General features: G+C 27.6%; 16 protein-coding genes, 1 pseudogene and 1 CRISPR repeat array. All 17 genes and pseudogenes read left to right on the forward strand.

The window, feature by feature from the left end:
- Positions 1–176: 176 nt before the first annotated feature.
- The 17 genes and pseudogenes from ACTG46_RS07160 (at position 177) to ACTG46_RS07240 (ending at position 14,073) form a co-directional block, all read left to right on the forward strand.
- A complete protein-coding gene (locus tag ACTG46_RS07160) occupies positions 177–1,010 on the forward strand; it encodes an SHOCT domain-containing protein (protein WP_219673651.1) in 834 nt (277 codons plus the stop codon).
- Between the two features lie 266 nt (positions 1,011–1,276).
- A CRISPR array of direct repeats spans positions 1,277–3,333; the repeat unit is 29 nt; unit sequence GTTTTATATTAACTATGTGGTATGTAAAG.
- Positions 3,334–3,546: 213 nt separating this feature from the next.
- Complete coding sequence (locus ACTG46_RS07165) at positions 3,547–4,218, forward strand: LysM peptidoglycan-binding domain-containing protein (RefSeq protein WP_479923821.1); 672 nt, start codon at positions 3,547–3,549, stop codon at positions 4,216–4,218.
- A complete protein-coding gene (locus tag ACTG46_RS07170; RefSeq protein ID WP_479923822.1) occupies positions 4,215–5,177 on the forward strand; it encodes an XkdQ/YqbQ family protein in 963 nt (320 codons plus the stop codon). The genes ACTG46_RS07165 and ACTG46_RS07170 overlap by 4 nt, the downstream gene beginning before the upstream one ends.
- Positions 5,170–5,535 (forward strand): hypothetical protein, encoded by a 366-nt coding sequence (locus tag ACTG46_RS07175; RefSeq protein WP_479923823.1) that lies wholly within the window; start codon positions 5,170–5,172, stop codon positions 5,533–5,535. Before ACTG46_RS07170 ends, ACTG46_RS07175 begins: the two co-directional genes overlap by 8 nt.
- Positions 5,510–5,968 carry a DUF2634 domain-containing protein gene (locus tag ACTG46_RS07180; protein WP_479923824.1) on the forward strand — a complete coding sequence of 153 codons (459 nt, stop codon included), beginning with the start codon at positions 5,510–5,512 and terminating at the stop codon, positions 5,966–5,968. Before ACTG46_RS07175 ends, ACTG46_RS07180 begins: the two co-directional genes overlap by 26 nt.
- Before the next feature lie 8 nt (positions 5,969–5,976).
- The gene (locus ACTG46_RS07185) at positions 5,977–6,837 is read left to right on the forward strand and encodes a baseplate J/gp47 family protein (RefSeq protein ID WP_479923825.1); all 861 of its coding nucleotides are present in this window, start codon (positions 5,977–5,979) and stop codon (positions 6,835–6,837) included.
- 117 nt (positions 6,838–6,954) lie between these two features.
- Positions 6,955–7,077, forward strand: a complete 123-nt coding sequence (locus ACTG46_RS07190; protein WP_479923826.1) for a hypothetical protein — start codon at positions 6,955–6,957, stop codon at positions 7,075–7,077.
- Positions 7,074–7,721 (forward strand): YmfQ family protein, encoded by a 648-nt coding sequence (locus ACTG46_RS07195; protein WP_479923827.1) that lies wholly within the window; start codon positions 7,074–7,076, stop codon positions 7,719–7,721. The genes ACTG46_RS07190 and ACTG46_RS07195 overlap by 4 nt, the downstream gene beginning before the upstream one ends.
- Entirely contained in the window at positions 7,714–8,559 is an 846-nt protein-coding gene (locus tag ACTG46_RS07200; protein ID WP_479923828.1) for a phage tail protein, read from the forward strand. The genes ACTG46_RS07195 and ACTG46_RS07200 overlap by 8 nt, the downstream gene beginning before the upstream one ends.
- 13 nt (positions 8,560–8,572) lie before the next feature.
- The gene (locus ACTG46_RS07205; RefSeq protein ID WP_479923829.1) at positions 8,573–9,169 is read left to right on the forward strand and encodes a hypothetical protein; all 597 of its coding nucleotides are present in this window, start codon (positions 8,573–8,575) and stop codon (positions 9,167–9,169) included.
- Positions 9,170–9,171: 2 nt separating this feature from the next.
- Positions 9,172–9,465 (forward strand): hypothetical protein, encoded by a 294-nt coding sequence (locus tag ACTG46_RS07210; RefSeq protein WP_479923830.1) that lies wholly within the window; start codon positions 9,172–9,174, stop codon positions 9,463–9,465.
- Positions 9,465–9,647 carry a hypothetical protein gene (locus tag ACTG46_RS07215; protein WP_479923831.1) on the forward strand — a complete coding sequence of 61 codons (183 nt, stop codon included), beginning with the start codon at positions 9,465–9,467 and terminating at the stop codon, positions 9,645–9,647. Before ACTG46_RS07210 ends, ACTG46_RS07215 begins: the two co-directional genes overlap by 1 nt.
- A 75-nt stretch (positions 9,648–9,722) precedes the next feature.
- On the forward strand, positions 9,723–10,250 hold the full coding sequence (locus ACTG46_RS07220; protein ID WP_479923832.1) for a DUF1643 domain-containing protein: 528 nt from the start codon (positions 9,723–9,725) through the stop codon (positions 10,248–10,250).
- A 70-nt stretch (positions 10,251–10,320) separates the two neighbouring features.
- Complete coding sequence (locus ACTG46_RS07225) at positions 10,321–10,551, forward strand: hemolysin XhlA family protein (protein ID WP_021385516.1); 231 nt, start codon at positions 10,321–10,323, stop codon at positions 10,549–10,551.
- A 15-nt stretch (positions 10,552–10,566) separates the two neighbouring features.
- Positions 10,567–10,826: pseudogene (locus ACTG46_RS07230) on the forward strand (phage holin family protein).
- Positions 10,826–11,599, forward strand: a complete 774-nt coding sequence (locus ACTG46_RS07235) for a peptidoglycan recognition protein family protein (protein ID WP_479923833.1) — start codon at positions 10,826–10,828, stop codon at positions 11,597–11,599. The pseudogene ACTG46_RS07230 and the gene ACTG46_RS07235 overlap by 1 nt, the downstream one beginning before the upstream one ends.
- Before the next feature lie 74 nt (positions 11,600–11,673).
- Positions 11,674–14,073 (forward strand): cell wall-binding repeat-containing protein, encoded by a 2,400-nt coding sequence (locus ACTG46_RS07240; RefSeq protein WP_479923834.1) that lies wholly within the window; start codon positions 11,674–11,676, stop codon positions 14,071–14,073.
- Positions 14,074–14,880 lie beyond the last annotated feature (807 nt).

Genomic DNA, 14,880 nt, shown 5'->3' on the forward strand with positions numbered 1-14,880 from the left:
AATAAAAAAATTTTAACATTAATTATTATAAACAATGATAATGAATCTAAATTAATGAATAAATCTAATTGTAAAAATTGTAAATAAGAAAGCACTTACTTAAATGATAGGTGCTTTTGTTTTGCCAAATTATGTTATAATATTGCTTGAGATGAGTAATTATGGGGGAATTTATTATGTGGAAGGCAATACCAATAATATTATTAATAATGATAGTACTTGCTTATACGCAATATGTGTTTTTAATTATAGCTTTTGCTTTACTTATTTATTCAATTGTAAAAAAGAAAAAGGTAATGTGTATGTTATTTTGTGTTTTATTTGCATATACAATACATCTTTGCATAATTTGGGATGATTTAGTAGCTGATACTAATAAGGAAAGAGCTATTAGAGAAGAGCAAAGAATGAAAGAGGAAGAGGCTAAAAAAGAAGAATGGCAAAGAGCAAATAGAGAAGAGGATGAAAGAAGGAAAAAAGAAAAAGAAGAAAAATATGGTATAGAAATAAGTGAAGAAGATTTGAAAGCCAAGTTAGAACCATTAATACCTCAAGAATATAAAGGTTCTCGTTATGAGTTAGAAGTCAGTAAAGGTGGAGGGAGGATGCTTGTTGATTTAAGTTTGCAAAACGAAAAATTTAAAGATTTAGGTGAGTGTAAAAAATTTATAAAAGAAATAGTTAATGAGGTGAAAAAATTTAAAATAGATACAGTCTATTTTGATTTTTATTCAAAAGATGATGGTGGTATATTGAATCATTTTAGGATTCAAGATTTTAGCAAAATTCGAAATAATGTAGATGAAGTTGAAAATATATATTTTCGAGAAGAAGAGGTTGAAACTAAAGAAGAAGAAAAGCTACGACAAGAAAAAAACAATGATAATAATTATATTCGAAACAGTGGAATTGACCCACTAGATAGAATAAAGAAACTAAAAGAGTTGTTAGACTCAGGTGCAATTACACAGGAAGAATATAATAAAAAGAAAAAGGTATTATTAGAATAGATAATATAGTAAGCACTTACAAATATGTAGGTGCTCTTAAATTGATAAATTATTCCATTTTAATTTTATAGTTTGAATTTTATGATATAATAAAAATATAGAAATTTTGCAGTGAGCGATATTTGTGATAAAGTAGGCTTTAACAGTTGCAATGTAAGGTGTTGAGGGAATGTGATAAGCGTTATCAATTGCACTACTCATGGTTCACTGCAAATTTGAGAAAGTTATATATGTGTAAGTATTGTAAATGCTAAGTTTATTTTGGGGTTTTATATTAACTATGTGGTATGTAAAGTGACAGGTTCTAAAGCAGTACCAACTGACGTAGCAAGTTTTATATTAACTATGTGGTATGTAAAGAATTCATCTATAGTTTTAATTAAATCAGTTTTATAAGTTTTATATTAACTATGTGGTATGTAAAGGTAATCAAAAGCAACATCATAATCCCTCACATTTTCGTTTTATATTAACTATGTGGTATGTAAAGTTAGCTACTCTTGGTGCAGAAGCATTTAATACTGTAGTTTTATATTAACTATGTGGTATGTAAAGACATATAGGATAACATAACTCCACTAAAAAGGCAACAGTTTTATATTAACTATGTGGTATGTAAAGTAGCCATGTGAAGTGATTTTCCAGAGCCAGGTGTACCGTTTTATATTAACTATGTGGTATGTAAAGATAGTTAAAAGCAACATCATAATCTCTAACGTTTTCGTTTTATATTAACTATGTGGTATGTAAAGAGACTAAGATAATCAATAGTATATCCATCATTATAAATGTTTTATATTAACTATGTGGTATGTAAAGTTGTATTTGGGGGTGTAATATGCAACAAAGTATAAGAGTTTTATATTAACTATGTGGTATGTAAAGTTTTGTGGGCAGAAATTAATTTAATGTAAGTTTTGAGTTTTATATTAACTATGTGGTATGTAAAGAGATAAAAATCTTGGTTTATTTTTTGTAAGTGAGGTGGTTTTATATTAACTATGTGGTATGTAAAGTGAAAGGAAATATAGTATTATTCATCTAGACTCACCGTTTTATATTAACTATGTGGTATGTAAAGGTTTCAAAGTTAAAAACAATCACCAATTCCATAACTCGTTTTATATTAACTATGTGGTATGTAAAGTAAATATTAACATTTCATATTTTCTTATATTTCTAAGTTTTATATTAACTATGTGGTATGTAAAGTCAGAACTCTCAGCGAAAACGGCAGGAGCATCCGCAGTTTTATATTAACTATGTGGTATGTAAAGTAGCTTATCTTTCGAACTACTGATACTTCCATCTATAGTTTTATATTAACTATGTGGTATGTAAAGTTATCCTCTTATTATCTTTCAAAGCTATCGCCTCTTTGTTTTATATTAACTATGTGGTATGTAAAGTAAAATGGATTTAAATAGCTCGTACTGCATATTATAGTTTTATATTAACTATGTGGTATGTAAAGTGATTTTTATTAGCATTTATTTTTAAACTAAACTCTCGTTTTATATTAACTATGTGGTATGTAAAGACTTGAAAATATTCTCCAGCCTCGTTATAACTCCCAGTTTTATATTAACTATGTGGTATGTAAAGAAATTGTTGTTGTATTTAGCAATACTTCATATTCTCGTTTTATATTAACTATGTGGTATGTAAAGTCTTTTTCTTGAACAATACAAAACTCACACCCACGAGTTTTATATTAACTATGTGGTATGTAAAGTAGCAATTCTTGTTGTTGACATTTTTTCATATTTATCGTTTTATATTAACTATGTGGTATGTAAAGATATCTGAGTGTTGTATTATTCTTTTGTATAATTCGCGTTTTATATTAACTATGTGGTATGTAAAGTTTAATCTATTGCACAAAACATATGGGACATCTAAAGTTTTATATTAACTATGTGGTATGTAAAGATCGTTGTAAACTGGCTTGTATTTTGATATAAAATAGTTTTATATTAACTATGTGGTATGTAAAGCTCAATTGAGTTATTAGTTCTTCCATTTTATTCCCTCGTTTTATATTAACTATGTGGTATGTAAAGGGGGACATCTTTTTCTTTATATTTCATCTAACATTGTTTTATATTAACTATGTGGTATGTAAAGCATACTGGACAATTCATATCTAAACCTCCTTATATTCGTTTTATATTAACTATGTGGTATGTAAAGAATTATAAATAAATTATGGTTTGGAGGGGGGGAAGAGTTTTATATTAACTATGTGGTATGTAAAGTTCTTCAAAAAGTCGTATAACAATTTACTAGAAAAGGTTTTATAATGACTATGTAGTGTGTAAACTATAGTAATAATGATTTTAGTGATACTGATTCTAAGGGTTTTATAATGACTATGTGCATCCAAAAAATCTTATAGTAATTAAAAATAAATGTTTATAAATAACACTTACTTAAAAGGTAGGTGTTTTTTATACAAAAAAATCAAAGAAGGTGAATATATGGTAAGAAAACTGCGGTGTAATGTTCAAAAATATTTTAGAAAGGAAGTGATAGTTTGGTAATAGACATATATCTAAAAAATGAAAAAGAAAAAATAGATTTTCATTTTCCAGTTAATCCACAAGATTCTTTATCTATAAAAAAAGAAAAAAGATTTGAAACTGTTGATATAGTGAATTTAGGTGAATTTGACATTAAAAAAGAAGGAGAGAAGATAAGAGAAATATCATTCAAGACATTCTTACCAAACTTATATGATGCTTCTTATTGCAGATATAGCGAGTTAAAAAATCCAATTGAAATAGTTGCAATGCTTGAAAAATGGATAGACCAAGCCGAACCTCTAAGACTTATTATAACTGGTTTTGGTTACAATGGATTAGTTACAATATCTAGTTTTAGCAATACTCAAACAGCAGGAAGAGAAGAAGATAGAGACATTGAGATAACATTTAGAACTTATAGGGAATTGAAGATAGAGACATTAAAAAAAGAAACTAAAAGCAATACTAAAACAGATTTAAAAGACAATAGACCTAATACTCAAACTAAATCTAAAATATATACAGTTACATCTAAAGATACATTGTGGAACATTGCAAAGAAATTTTTAGGTAAAGGTTCAAGGTGGAAAGAGATTTATAATATACCCGAAAATAAAAAAGTTATTGGTAAAAATCCAAATGTAATAAAAAAAGGACAAAAGTTGGTGATATCTGGCAAATGAAAATAATATTAAATGGAAAATATGATATTGAAAATTTTAACGAGGGAATAACTCTTTCAGAAGCTATAGATGGAGTTGCATATAAGATGGATGTATCATTAGTAGAGCCTAAGCAACTTCAAGATATAAATATTAAAAAAGGTGATAAAATAGTTCTAATTGATATAGCATATGAGAGTAAAAAAGAAGAAACAATCTTTGATGGAGTCATATGGGAAACTAGAAGAAGTGAAAAAAGTAAGAAACTGACATTGTCTTGTAGAGAAAGAACAGTCTATATGGAAGAATCAGAAGAACAATATAGTTTTAAAGAAAATACAGCAACACAGAGAATTGAATATTACTGCAAGCAATGGAATATACCTTACTACAATTTAGCCAACACAGGGAAGAAACTTGCTAAAGTAATACATAAGACTAACATACTAGATATGATTAAAAAAGACTTAAAAGAAACAGCTAGTAAGGGTGGAGACTTATTTAGGGTAAGGATGGATAATAAGCTGAAATTATTTAAGCTTGGAACTAATGCAAATGTATATAAATTAGATAGTATATTAGAAAATGCAAACTTTACAAGTAGTTTTAATGATGCAGTAACAAGTGTAAAAGTGTTAGGCAAAAGTAAAGATGAAAATACAAAAGCATCTGTAATTGGAACATATAAAAAAGATTCAGACAAATATGGAACACTACAAAAGATTAAACAAGATGAAAAGATAACTAATGCAAAAGAAGCTAAGAAAGCAGCAGAAGCAATGTTCAATAGTGGAGAGGAAACAATAAGTGTAGATTGTGCAGTGGATATAAATAGAATACGTGTAGGTGATAAGGTAAGTTTAAAAGGAAAAGAATACTATGTTATAGATGTTACTCATACATTAGACTCTATACCAAAAATGAAGCTCAATATAGGAACTTTAGATTATATAAGGAGGAAATTTTATAACAATGACTGATGCTAGATTCAATAGAGTTGCTAGAATATTAAAAGAAAAAATGAATAAGAGTGTTAATGATGGAGTCTTTGGAATGGGTTGTTCACTTGCAGAAATAACAAAAAATGGTCTTAAAGTAAGTGGCTATAAAGATGAAATACAGGACTATTTAGTATTAGAGAATTTAACATTGAAAGAAGATTATTTTACTCTTTCAGATGAAATGTTAGGTGCAGAATATAGACATAAACATAAAATAGAAACTCCAAAAGAGTTGAAACCCTTGACTATAGGTGATAATGTATTAGTAGCTATTATGGGGGCTGAATTTGTAGTAATTGGGAGGGTTGTAAATGCCAAACCTATTTCCACAGAATGAAACTTTTGAAACTGTAGAATTAAAAAATAATAATGAAAATGAACTGGACCTAAAGGGTTCTTTTTTATTTGATTTTATAAAAGGTGAATTTGTCAAAAATGCAGATGGAACATTTAAAAAATGTAACAAGGTACAGGCATACAAACAATGGTGTCAAAAAGCTATATTAACACCTAGATACAAACGGTCAGCTTATACAAGCATTTATGGAAGTGAAATAAAAGATTTAATTGCTAGTAACTTATCCCAAAGTGCTAAAGAACTTGAAATATCTAGGTTAATAAAAGAAACTATTTTAGTTCATCCATATACAAAAGAAGTGAGTAATTTTATATTCAATTGGCTTGAAAATAGTAGGCTTGTTAATTATGAATTTGATGTACTAACAATAGATGATGAAAATATAACTATAGATGTAAACATAAAAAGGTAGGTGATTATATGGAAAGAGAACTACCTATACCAGTATTTTTGACAGAAGATGAAGACACTATACATGAAAGAATGTTAAGCAACTTTCAAGATGTGAACACACTAGAAGGAGACTTTATTTATGATGCAACAAGACCTACAGCAGAACAGATAGCGGAATTAAAACAACTAGGACTACAAAATAATTTAAAGATTGCATTTCCTCAAACTAGCTATGGAGAATACCTAGAATGGTTGGGAGAATGTAAAGGAGTATTTAAAAATCAACCAACTAAATCGGTTGGAGTTATTACTTTTATAGGCATACAAGGAACTATAATTACAAAAGGAATTATAGTAACTACTGTTGCAACTGATGAAAAGCAGAGTATAGAGTTTGAGCTTCTTGAAACTAAGACTATAGGAGAAAATGAAACAGTAGATATTAAAGCAGAATGTAGAGAAACTGGAATTATAGGAAATGTATCTCAAAATACTGCAACTGTTTTATTAGGTTCTATTAATGGGATTAAATCTGTTACTAATAAAGAAGATTTCAAAGGCGGAACAGATATAGAAGATGAAGAACATTTTAGAGAAAGAGTCCTTGTGTCAGAACAAGAGGACCGATTAAGTGGAGCTAGTTCAGATTATATAAGATGGGCTAAAGAAGTAGCTGGAGTTGGATATGCTTATGTAGTTTCAGAATGGGCTGGAGCAGGAACAGTAAAAGTATTAATACTAGATAAAAATAGGAAAGCAGCAACACAAGAATTAATAGATAAAGTTCAAGAATATATATATCCATTAAATGTATCAGAAGGAGAAAATAGAGATGGGAAAGCTCCTATCGGGGCTTTAGTAACAGTTTTAGTGAAGAAACAGTATTAAACAATCTAAAAGCTAAGATAGACAAATACTTAAGCTAAGATAGACAAATACTTAGATAAGATTGATTTAGGTGGAACAGTCTCATACAATGCTATACAAGCAATAGTAGGTTCTATGATGTTGACAGACGAAGGTATACAGGACTTTTCTAATCTTACTATAAATGATGTAAAAGAAAATATAAAATTGCAGGACCAAGTAGTTGGAGTAGGGGAAATAGTTAACGAGGTGGTTGGATGATAGCTTCTAAAAAAGGTAGAGAAATGCTTCTTACATTGTCACCGATATATGAGCAATCTATTATAATGCAAAGCTTATATGAAGCTATAGGAAGCGAATTTGATAATCTAGATTTATTAAATAAAGAAATAGAATTACAATTATTTCCTCAGACTGCAACATGGGGATTGAGTTTTTGGGAAAATAGAGTAGGTTTATCCACTAATCTAGATGAAGCGATAGAGACTAGAAGAAGAAAAGTTATTGCTAAGCTCCAAAGCAAATATATTATGACACCTAAAAGAATGTCAATGATACTTCAATCTTATACAGGTGCAAATATAAAAATAAATGAAAACATATCTCCATATACTTTTGGTGTTGAATTAACCAGTACTCAAGGTTTTCCTAGAGAGTTAGAAGATTTATATAAGAGAGTAAATGTTATAAAACCTTCTCATCTATCTGTAAGTTATAAGTTAGTATCTTTATTAAAAAGTAAAACTTATTTTGCACAAACAACAATTATGAGTGAAGAAATAACAGTATATCCTTATTCAAGTAAAGAAGTAAAAGCTAATGTTAAAGCTAAGTTTGCATTAGCTCATAACATGAGTTCAGAAATATTAACAGTATATCCAAAAGGAGATGGTATAAATGGCTGATGAACAATTTTACACTATACTTACAAATATAGGTAAGGCTAAGATTGCTAACGCAGGAATGCTAGGTAAATCAGTAGTACTAGAGAAGATTCAAGCAGGTGATGGAGGAGGAAGCTATTACAATCCAACAGAAGACCAAACAGCATTAAAAAATAAAGTTTGGGAAGGTAATATAAATGCTTTTGACAAGGATGAAAATAATCCTAATTGGATTATTGCAACAGCATGTGTACCTGGTTCAATAGGTGGATTTACAGTTAGAGAAATGGCTCTTATAGATAACGAAGGCGATATGATTGCAATTTGTAAAAGTCCTGAAACATATAAGCCAAAAGTTGGTAATGGAGCTATGAAAGATTTGTATTTAAAATTTATTATAGAGGTATCTAATGTAGAGAAAGTGACCTTAGTCGTTGACCCAACTGCGATATTTTTAACTAAAAAAGATGAAGAAAAAATATTAACAAATATCAATAAGTTAGACACTAAAATTGATACAACTAAAACGGAGTTAACAAGTAACATAAAAACTGCTAAGACAGAGATAAATGGAAAAATAGGAGATACAACACTACTTCAAACAACAGAGAAAACAAATATAGTTAGTGCATTAAATGAGGTAAAAACTAGTGTAGATAGTATAGAAACAACAGCAGAGAAAACAACTATAAAAGATACAGATAACTTATTTGAAAGTGACAATGTAGAGGAAGCATTAAATCAACTAGCAAGAAATTATAATACATTATCAGAAAAACAGAATAATTTAGAAACAGAAGTGAATGGACAGAGAATAAAAGGAATTTCAATAGCAAATAATTTAATAGATATGATATAAGTGAGGTGGAGATATGACAGAAAAGTTGACTGATAATGCTAGTTTACGAGAACTTATGATAGCATTTGAAAGTACAAAAAATGATTTACAGATAGGTAAAAATAATATAGCAAGTGCATTGGGAAGTCCATTTTTAGGGACAGATAAATTAGATACAACTAAAACAAAAACACAAACATTAAAAAATACACTTGCGAGTAACATAACTAATAAGGGTATTGTAACAAACAGTATAGAAAGTTTGCAAGATATGATAAACAAAGTCAGTAGTATAAAAGATTTAAGACAAGCAAGTGGTACAGCTAGTGCATTTAAAGGTAGATTTTATGATGATTATTATTACTTATGGAGTGTGAATTTACCACAACTAAATTTTGTGCCACTTGTTGTTTTTGTTTATGCTGACTATAGACGGCTTTCAATTTGGGTTAAAAGTCCTTTTTCTAAATATATTTTTTATGGTAAAAAAGATAATGTGAGAACAGAGTTAAAAGATTTTTATATTAAAGAATTAGATGATGGAATTTCTACAGAGACAGTTATACATCTGTATGGAGCTTCAGGAGATACTTATGAAGTACAATGGTTGGCTATAGGACAGGAGGCATAGATATGGAAGTAGGAAAACTAATAATTTATGATAACAAAGGGAAAATTTTATTTCAAAGTGGAGAAGGAAAAGGAGATTTAATTCCATATGACAAAAATATGAAAGTTGATTGGTTGGAAATAAAATACAATTCTATAGATTATTCTAAATACAGGATTGTTGGTATAAATGTGGAGACAAGAGAACCTATATTAGAGGAAATAAAAGTAGAATTAACAGAAGAAGAAAAAAGAATACAAGAGTTAGAAAATCAGATTTTACTAAATGAAAATGAGAAGGTAGGAGGATTATTATAATGAATATAAACAATGTTGTAGTAAGAATATTAGCAGAAAGAATATTAAATAAAGGACTGAATCCGTTGAAAAAGCAAGAATTTCAACTAGATGATGTAACTAACACAGAGTATAGAAAAGCAGTTGAAAATCATATTATAAAAAATAGTGGAGCATTAGAAGGAGCAAAACCTACGCTATAGGTAATGTTCCTTTTTTTATTTACACTTATTGGGTTAATTTGTATTATAATTAATTTAAAAAGGGGGATATTTATTATGAATGAAGATTTAGATATTAGAGAATCAACTATAAAAAGTGAGGTAGTTTTTAGTAAAGACCAAAAACATAGGTATTTGATAAAACGTATTTGGGATGAGGATAAACCTAAAGCATCAATTATATTGCTTAATCCAAGTTCAGCTAACGAATATAAATATGACAATACAAGTATGAAAGTAATAAATTATTTAGTTGATAATAGGGAATACGGTGGTATTTATATAGTTAATTTATATTCTTATATAGAAACAAATAGTGATAAAGTAACAGGTAATATAAAAATATTAGGTAAAAAAGAAAATGATAAATGGATTAAATCTGCTATAAATAACTCAGAGAAAGTTTATATAGCTTGGGGTTCAAACGATGGAAATAAGACAAGAATTAAAGAAGTTATTGATATTTTAAAGTACAACGATTGTAAAATTGTTTATAAACTATTGGATAAAAATGGGGATGCAAAACATCCATCCATATGTAACATAGTAAGTGAAGAGCAAATAGATATTGCAAGCATTGTATAACAATATATTAGATGAGAGAACTCTTATTTAACAAGGGTTCTTTTTTAATGCAAAAAATTAGGAGGTTTTCATGAATGAAGAACTTTTCAACGCAGATTTAAAAAGACATGAAACAAGAATAAATAAGCATGGAGAAGAAATAGACGAATTAAAGATAGCAAATATAGAGTCTAAAGCAGAGTTAAAGGCATTATGTGAGAATTTAAACTCACTTACAAGCATGTTAAAGTGGCTAATTGGAACAATGATTACAACACTTGTAGGATTCTTTATATTTGCAATACAGAGAGGAATATTTTAATTAGGAGGAAAATAAATGGATAATTTAATAAGTTTTATACCCGAGCAGTTGCTAATTTTAGTAGCTGCTCTCTCTATTATAGGTAAGGGGTACAAAAAATATAAACAACTAGATAATAAATATATTCCAGTAGTGTTGTTAGCACTTGGAATAGGTTTCTCAATATGGATGTTAGGATTAAATCCAACCTCAGTATTACAAGGTGTAATTTGTTGGGGTATATCAATAGGTATAAATCAAAAACTTACAAACAATTAAAGGAGGAAAATAAATAATGGTAGATATAATAAAGATGCTAACAAAGAAAAAGTGTTATCAAAATAAGAATAACCCTAAATTTATAGTAATTCATGAGACTGACAACGAGAGTAAAGGAGCAGATGCTAAAAGACATGCACAAGCATTAAATGCAGGTAATTTAGAAGCAAGTGTTCATTACTATGTAGATGATAAAGTAATATATCAAACATTGGACCATAGAGATGGAGCTTGGGCGGTTGGTAAAAGTTATGGAACTGCATTAGTTGCAGGAATTACAAACTATAATAGTATAAACATAGAAATATGTGTAAATAGAGATGGCAATTATACAAAAGCAAGACAAAATGCAATAGACTTAACTAAAAAGTTAATGAAAGATTTAAATATTAGTGCAGATAAAGTAATTAGACACTATGATGCTAAGAAAAAATATTGTCCTCGTAAGATGCTTGATAGTCCGAAATTGTGGGTAGATTTTAAAGATAAGATAAAAAATAGTGGGGGAGTGAGTAAGATGTATAAACATACAATAGTTTATGAGGGAGAAGTTGATAAAGTTCTAGCACAGATAATTAGTTGGAACTACAAAGAAAATGAATGTAGAGTCTGTGATATAAAAGACTATACGCCAGGTCAAACGGAGAATTTATATGTTGTAGGTGGAGGAGCATGTAATAAGATAGGTTCTATAACTAAAGAGAGATGCACTATGATAAAGGGAAATGATAGATTTGATACACTTTATAAAGCATTATATTTTATTGATAGATTATATAAAACATTTTAGTATTTCTTGAGAATTATAAATATGGTAATATTTAGATAAAGATTATTTATTATTAATAGGTATGGGGGGAAATTATGACACTTAAGAAATATATAAAATCATTACTAATAGTTGCTAGTGTTACATTGATAATGAGCAAATCAATATTATTGGTAAATGCATTAGATTTAGAGAGTAACAGCGACCTACAGTCTTATAAAAGAAAGAATGTAAAGGAAGTTGATATAACCAATAAATTTGTCGACGAATCTTTTAGAAGAGATATTGTTGAAAAGGTATTAGAGAATAGAGAGGATCCATTAACAAATGAAGTTGCATCAAAAGATAACTATAAAATATATGAAAGTGATTTAAACAAAATCGAGAGCTGTTTAGAGTTAAATTTACATAAAAATCCAGATGTTTCCAATCCAAAAAAAATAGATAATTTAGATGGGATAGAAAATTTTAAAAATCTAGAAAAACTTGATTGTAGTTCAAACAATCTAGAAAATGTAGATTTAAGTAAAAATATAAAATTAAAATATCTAGATATTAGTGGAAATAAAATATTAAACATTGATTTAAAAAACAATAATCTTATTAATGAATTACATTGTGATTCAAATAAATTATCAAGTTTAGATCTTAAAAATAATAAAAATCTGGTAAATTTATTTTTTACTAGTAATGAATTAACAGAGATAGATTTAAGTAATAATGTAAACTTAGAAAATTTACAATTTCTTAATAATAATTTAAAAAGTATAGATTTAAGCCATAATAAAAAGTTGAAATCTCTAAATTGTACTAACAATAAACTTGAATCTCTTAATTTAAGTAACAATATTTTTTTGAAAAATTTAAGTTGTTCAGGTAATAACCTAAGTAAATTAAATATAAAAGGACTTACAAGTCTTGAGTATTTGGGATGTGCTAAGAATAAATTACAAGACTTGGATGTATCTACAAATATAAAATTAGATTCTTTGTTTTGTGGAAAAAATGGTTTAACAAAAATAGATATAAGTAAAAATAAAGAATTAAATTCACTAGAATGTAGTGGTCAATACATAGAAAAAAGTATTATAAAAAGTGGTGAAAATATAGTTGTAGATATAGGAAGTGAAAATTCAAAATTAAAGGAATTATATCCACGAAATTATAATATCTCAACAGGTTTTCTAACATGGAAAAATCTTTCTGACTTTCCAAATGGCATAAGTTATAGTTTGGAATATGAATATGGTCCAGTAAATGATGTAGAGACTATGGATGTAAATATATCAATAGATAAAATAGTGAAATGTAGAATCAGATACATAGATTATGATGGAAGTATAATTAATGGAAAAGAAATATCAGATAATTCCAGTATAAATGAAATTCAAATTAATCCACAAAGAGAAAACTATGAGTTTAGTGGTTGGAGAAACAATAAAGATGAAAAAATATATACATCAGATCAAGTAAGTAAATTAGTTTTTGATGATAGTATTGATTTTATAGCTACTTATAAAAGAAAATCAACAGGATCAAGTGGTTCTTCTGATGGAACTTCAAGTAAAGAAGATTTTAATATGGCACCATCTAAGGAAAAAATAACAGGTGTAGATAGAAATGAAACATCAGTAAAAATAAGTCAAAAAGGCTGGAATAAAGCTGATAATATAGTGCTAATAAATGAGTCTAGTATATCTGATGCCTTATCAGCAACACCATTTGCTAAGTCTAAAGATGCACCAATACTACTTACTAAAAATAATAACTTAAATAAATTAACAGAAAAAGAAATAAATAGGTTAGAAACAAAAAATGTTTACATAGTAGGTGGATTAAAGTCTGTTGATGAAAAAGTAGTATCTGATTTAAAAGAAAAGGGATTAAATGTAATTAGGATATCTGGAAATGATAGATACGAAACATCAATAAAACTTGCAAAAGAATTAGACAAAAATTCTAAGTTGTCAAAAGTAGTAGTGGTAAATGGAGAAAAGGGACTAGCTGATGCAGTAAGTATGGGAGCTATATCAGCAAAAGAGGAAATGCCAATTCTTCTTACTAATCAAAATGATGATATGAAAGATATAAAAGACTTAATAGATGATAAAGACATATCAAAATCATATGTAATAGGTGGAGAATCTTTATTTAATAGTAAAGAAGTGAGTAATACATTACCATCTGTAACTAAAATAGCAGGTTCTGATAGAACAGAAACTAACTCAAAAGTAATAAATCATTTCTATAGTAAAGATACACTTAATGACTTGTATATAGCTAAGGATGGAATGAATAAACAAGATGACTTAGTAGATGCTTTATCAGTAGGAGTACTCGCAGGTAAAACGGAATCTCCAGTAGTATTAGTTGGAAATGGATTAGATAATAGCCAAAAAGAGTTAATTAAGAATAAAAAGTTTAAAAATATAACTCAAATTGGTGGGAATGGAAATGAGAAAGCTTTTAGTGAAGTAGAAAACTTAGTTAAATAAAGTAAAAGATAACAATAAAAATGTAGACAAACTTATGTAAATATATCTACATTCTAAAATAATTCAATTTCATAGTGTGTTTATAATACTTAAAGCATCCTAACAGGGTGCTTTTTTATTTCATATTTTCATATAAAGGTAAAAATCTCAATAAAGTTATTTGAACTATCTTAAAAGCGATTGTATTAACTCTATTCTCACTTAATGCTATCAATAATTTATGATATGTAATAAAAACACACTTCTATATCTGTAACTAAGTATTCTTATGTTGGGGAGTGCTTTTTTCATTTCTCCAAACAACATTGTTTACTTCATCAATAATTATTAAATCAATCTCATTTTTTTCTAATATTTCTGTTGCAGTACAAATAAGATTGTCTAAGTCAAAACTTCGAGTTATTTCTAGTTGTTTGTTATTTACTACTCTTTTTAGTGTGTAAGTCTTAAAACATATTTATATCACCCCTCATATTTATAAAGTAGATAAAACTAAAAAAGATTCTATAGAAAACAAAATCTATATAACTGTGTATCTATAAAATTATAATAACCATATGAACTATAAGTATAAGCAGTCAATATATGTGTATATCCATACAATTTATTTTTAAATATAGATATTATTGCCCACCTAAAAAACTTTCACAAAACCAAAAGAGTATATGTTTTTGATAACTTATTTATATAACTTATAATTCATTTTACAAGTCTTATTTAATAAATATTTATGCTACTAAATTCCTCTAGTTTTACCAATTTAGTATTATTCTACAATTAAAACAATACAATACAACTAGTTATTAT

It is taken from the genome of Clostridioides sp. LIBA-7678, from assembly GCF_056716065.1.

Coding starts and splice junctions, on each gene's coding strand:
- ACTG46_RS07160 (WP_219673651.1), top strand. CDS start 177: ATGTGGAAGGCAATACCAATAATATTATTAATAATGATAGTACTTGCT.
- ACTG46_RS07170 (WP_479923822.1), top strand. CDS start 4,215: ATGAAAATAATATTAAATGGAAAATATGATATTGAAAATTTTAACGAG.
- ACTG46_RS07175 (WP_479923823.1), top strand. CDS start 5,170: ATGACTGATGCTAGATTCAATAGAGTTGCTAGAATATTAAAAGAAAAA.
- ACTG46_RS07180 (WP_479923824.1), top strand. CDS start 5,510: ATGCCAAACCTATTTCCACAGAATGAAACTTTTGAAACTGTAGAATTA.
- ACTG46_RS07185 (WP_479923825.1), top strand. CDS start 5,977: ATGGAAAGAGAACTACCTATACCAGTATTTTTGACAGAAGATGAAGAC.
- ACTG46_RS07190 (WP_479923826.1), top strand. CDS start 6,955: ATGTTGACAGACGAAGGTATACAGGACTTTTCTAATCTTACTATAAAT.
- ACTG46_RS07195 (WP_479923827.1), top strand. CDS start 7,074: ATGATAGCTTCTAAAAAAGGTAGAGAAATGCTTCTTACATTGTCACCG.
- ACTG46_RS07200 (WP_479923828.1), top strand. CDS start 7,714: ATGGCTGATGAACAATTTTACACTATACTTACAAATATAGGTAAGGCT.
- ACTG46_RS07205 (WP_479923829.1), top strand. CDS start 8,573: ATGACAGAAAAGTTGACTGATAATGCTAGTTTACGAGAACTTATGATA.
- ACTG46_RS07210 (WP_479923830.1), top strand. CDS start 9,172: ATGGAAGTAGGAAAACTAATAATTTATGATAACAAAGGGAAAATTTTA.
- ACTG46_RS07215 (WP_479923831.1), top strand. CDS start 9,465: ATGAATATAAACAATGTTGTAGTAAGAATATTAGCAGAAAGAATATTA.
- ACTG46_RS07220 (WP_479923832.1), top strand. CDS start 9,723: ATGAATGAAGATTTAGATATTAGAGAATCAACTATAAAAAGTGAGGTA.
- ACTG46_RS07225 (WP_021385516.1), top strand. CDS start 10,321: ATGAATGAAGAACTTTTCAACGCAGATTTAAAAAGACATGAAACAAGA.
- ACTG46_RS07235 (WP_479923833.1), top strand. CDS start 10,826: ATGGTAGATATAATAAAGATGCTAACAAAGAAAAAGTGTTATCAAAAT.
- ACTG46_RS07240 (WP_479923834.1), top strand. CDS start 11,674: ATGACACTTAAGAAATATATAAAATCATTACTAATAGTTGCTAGTGTT.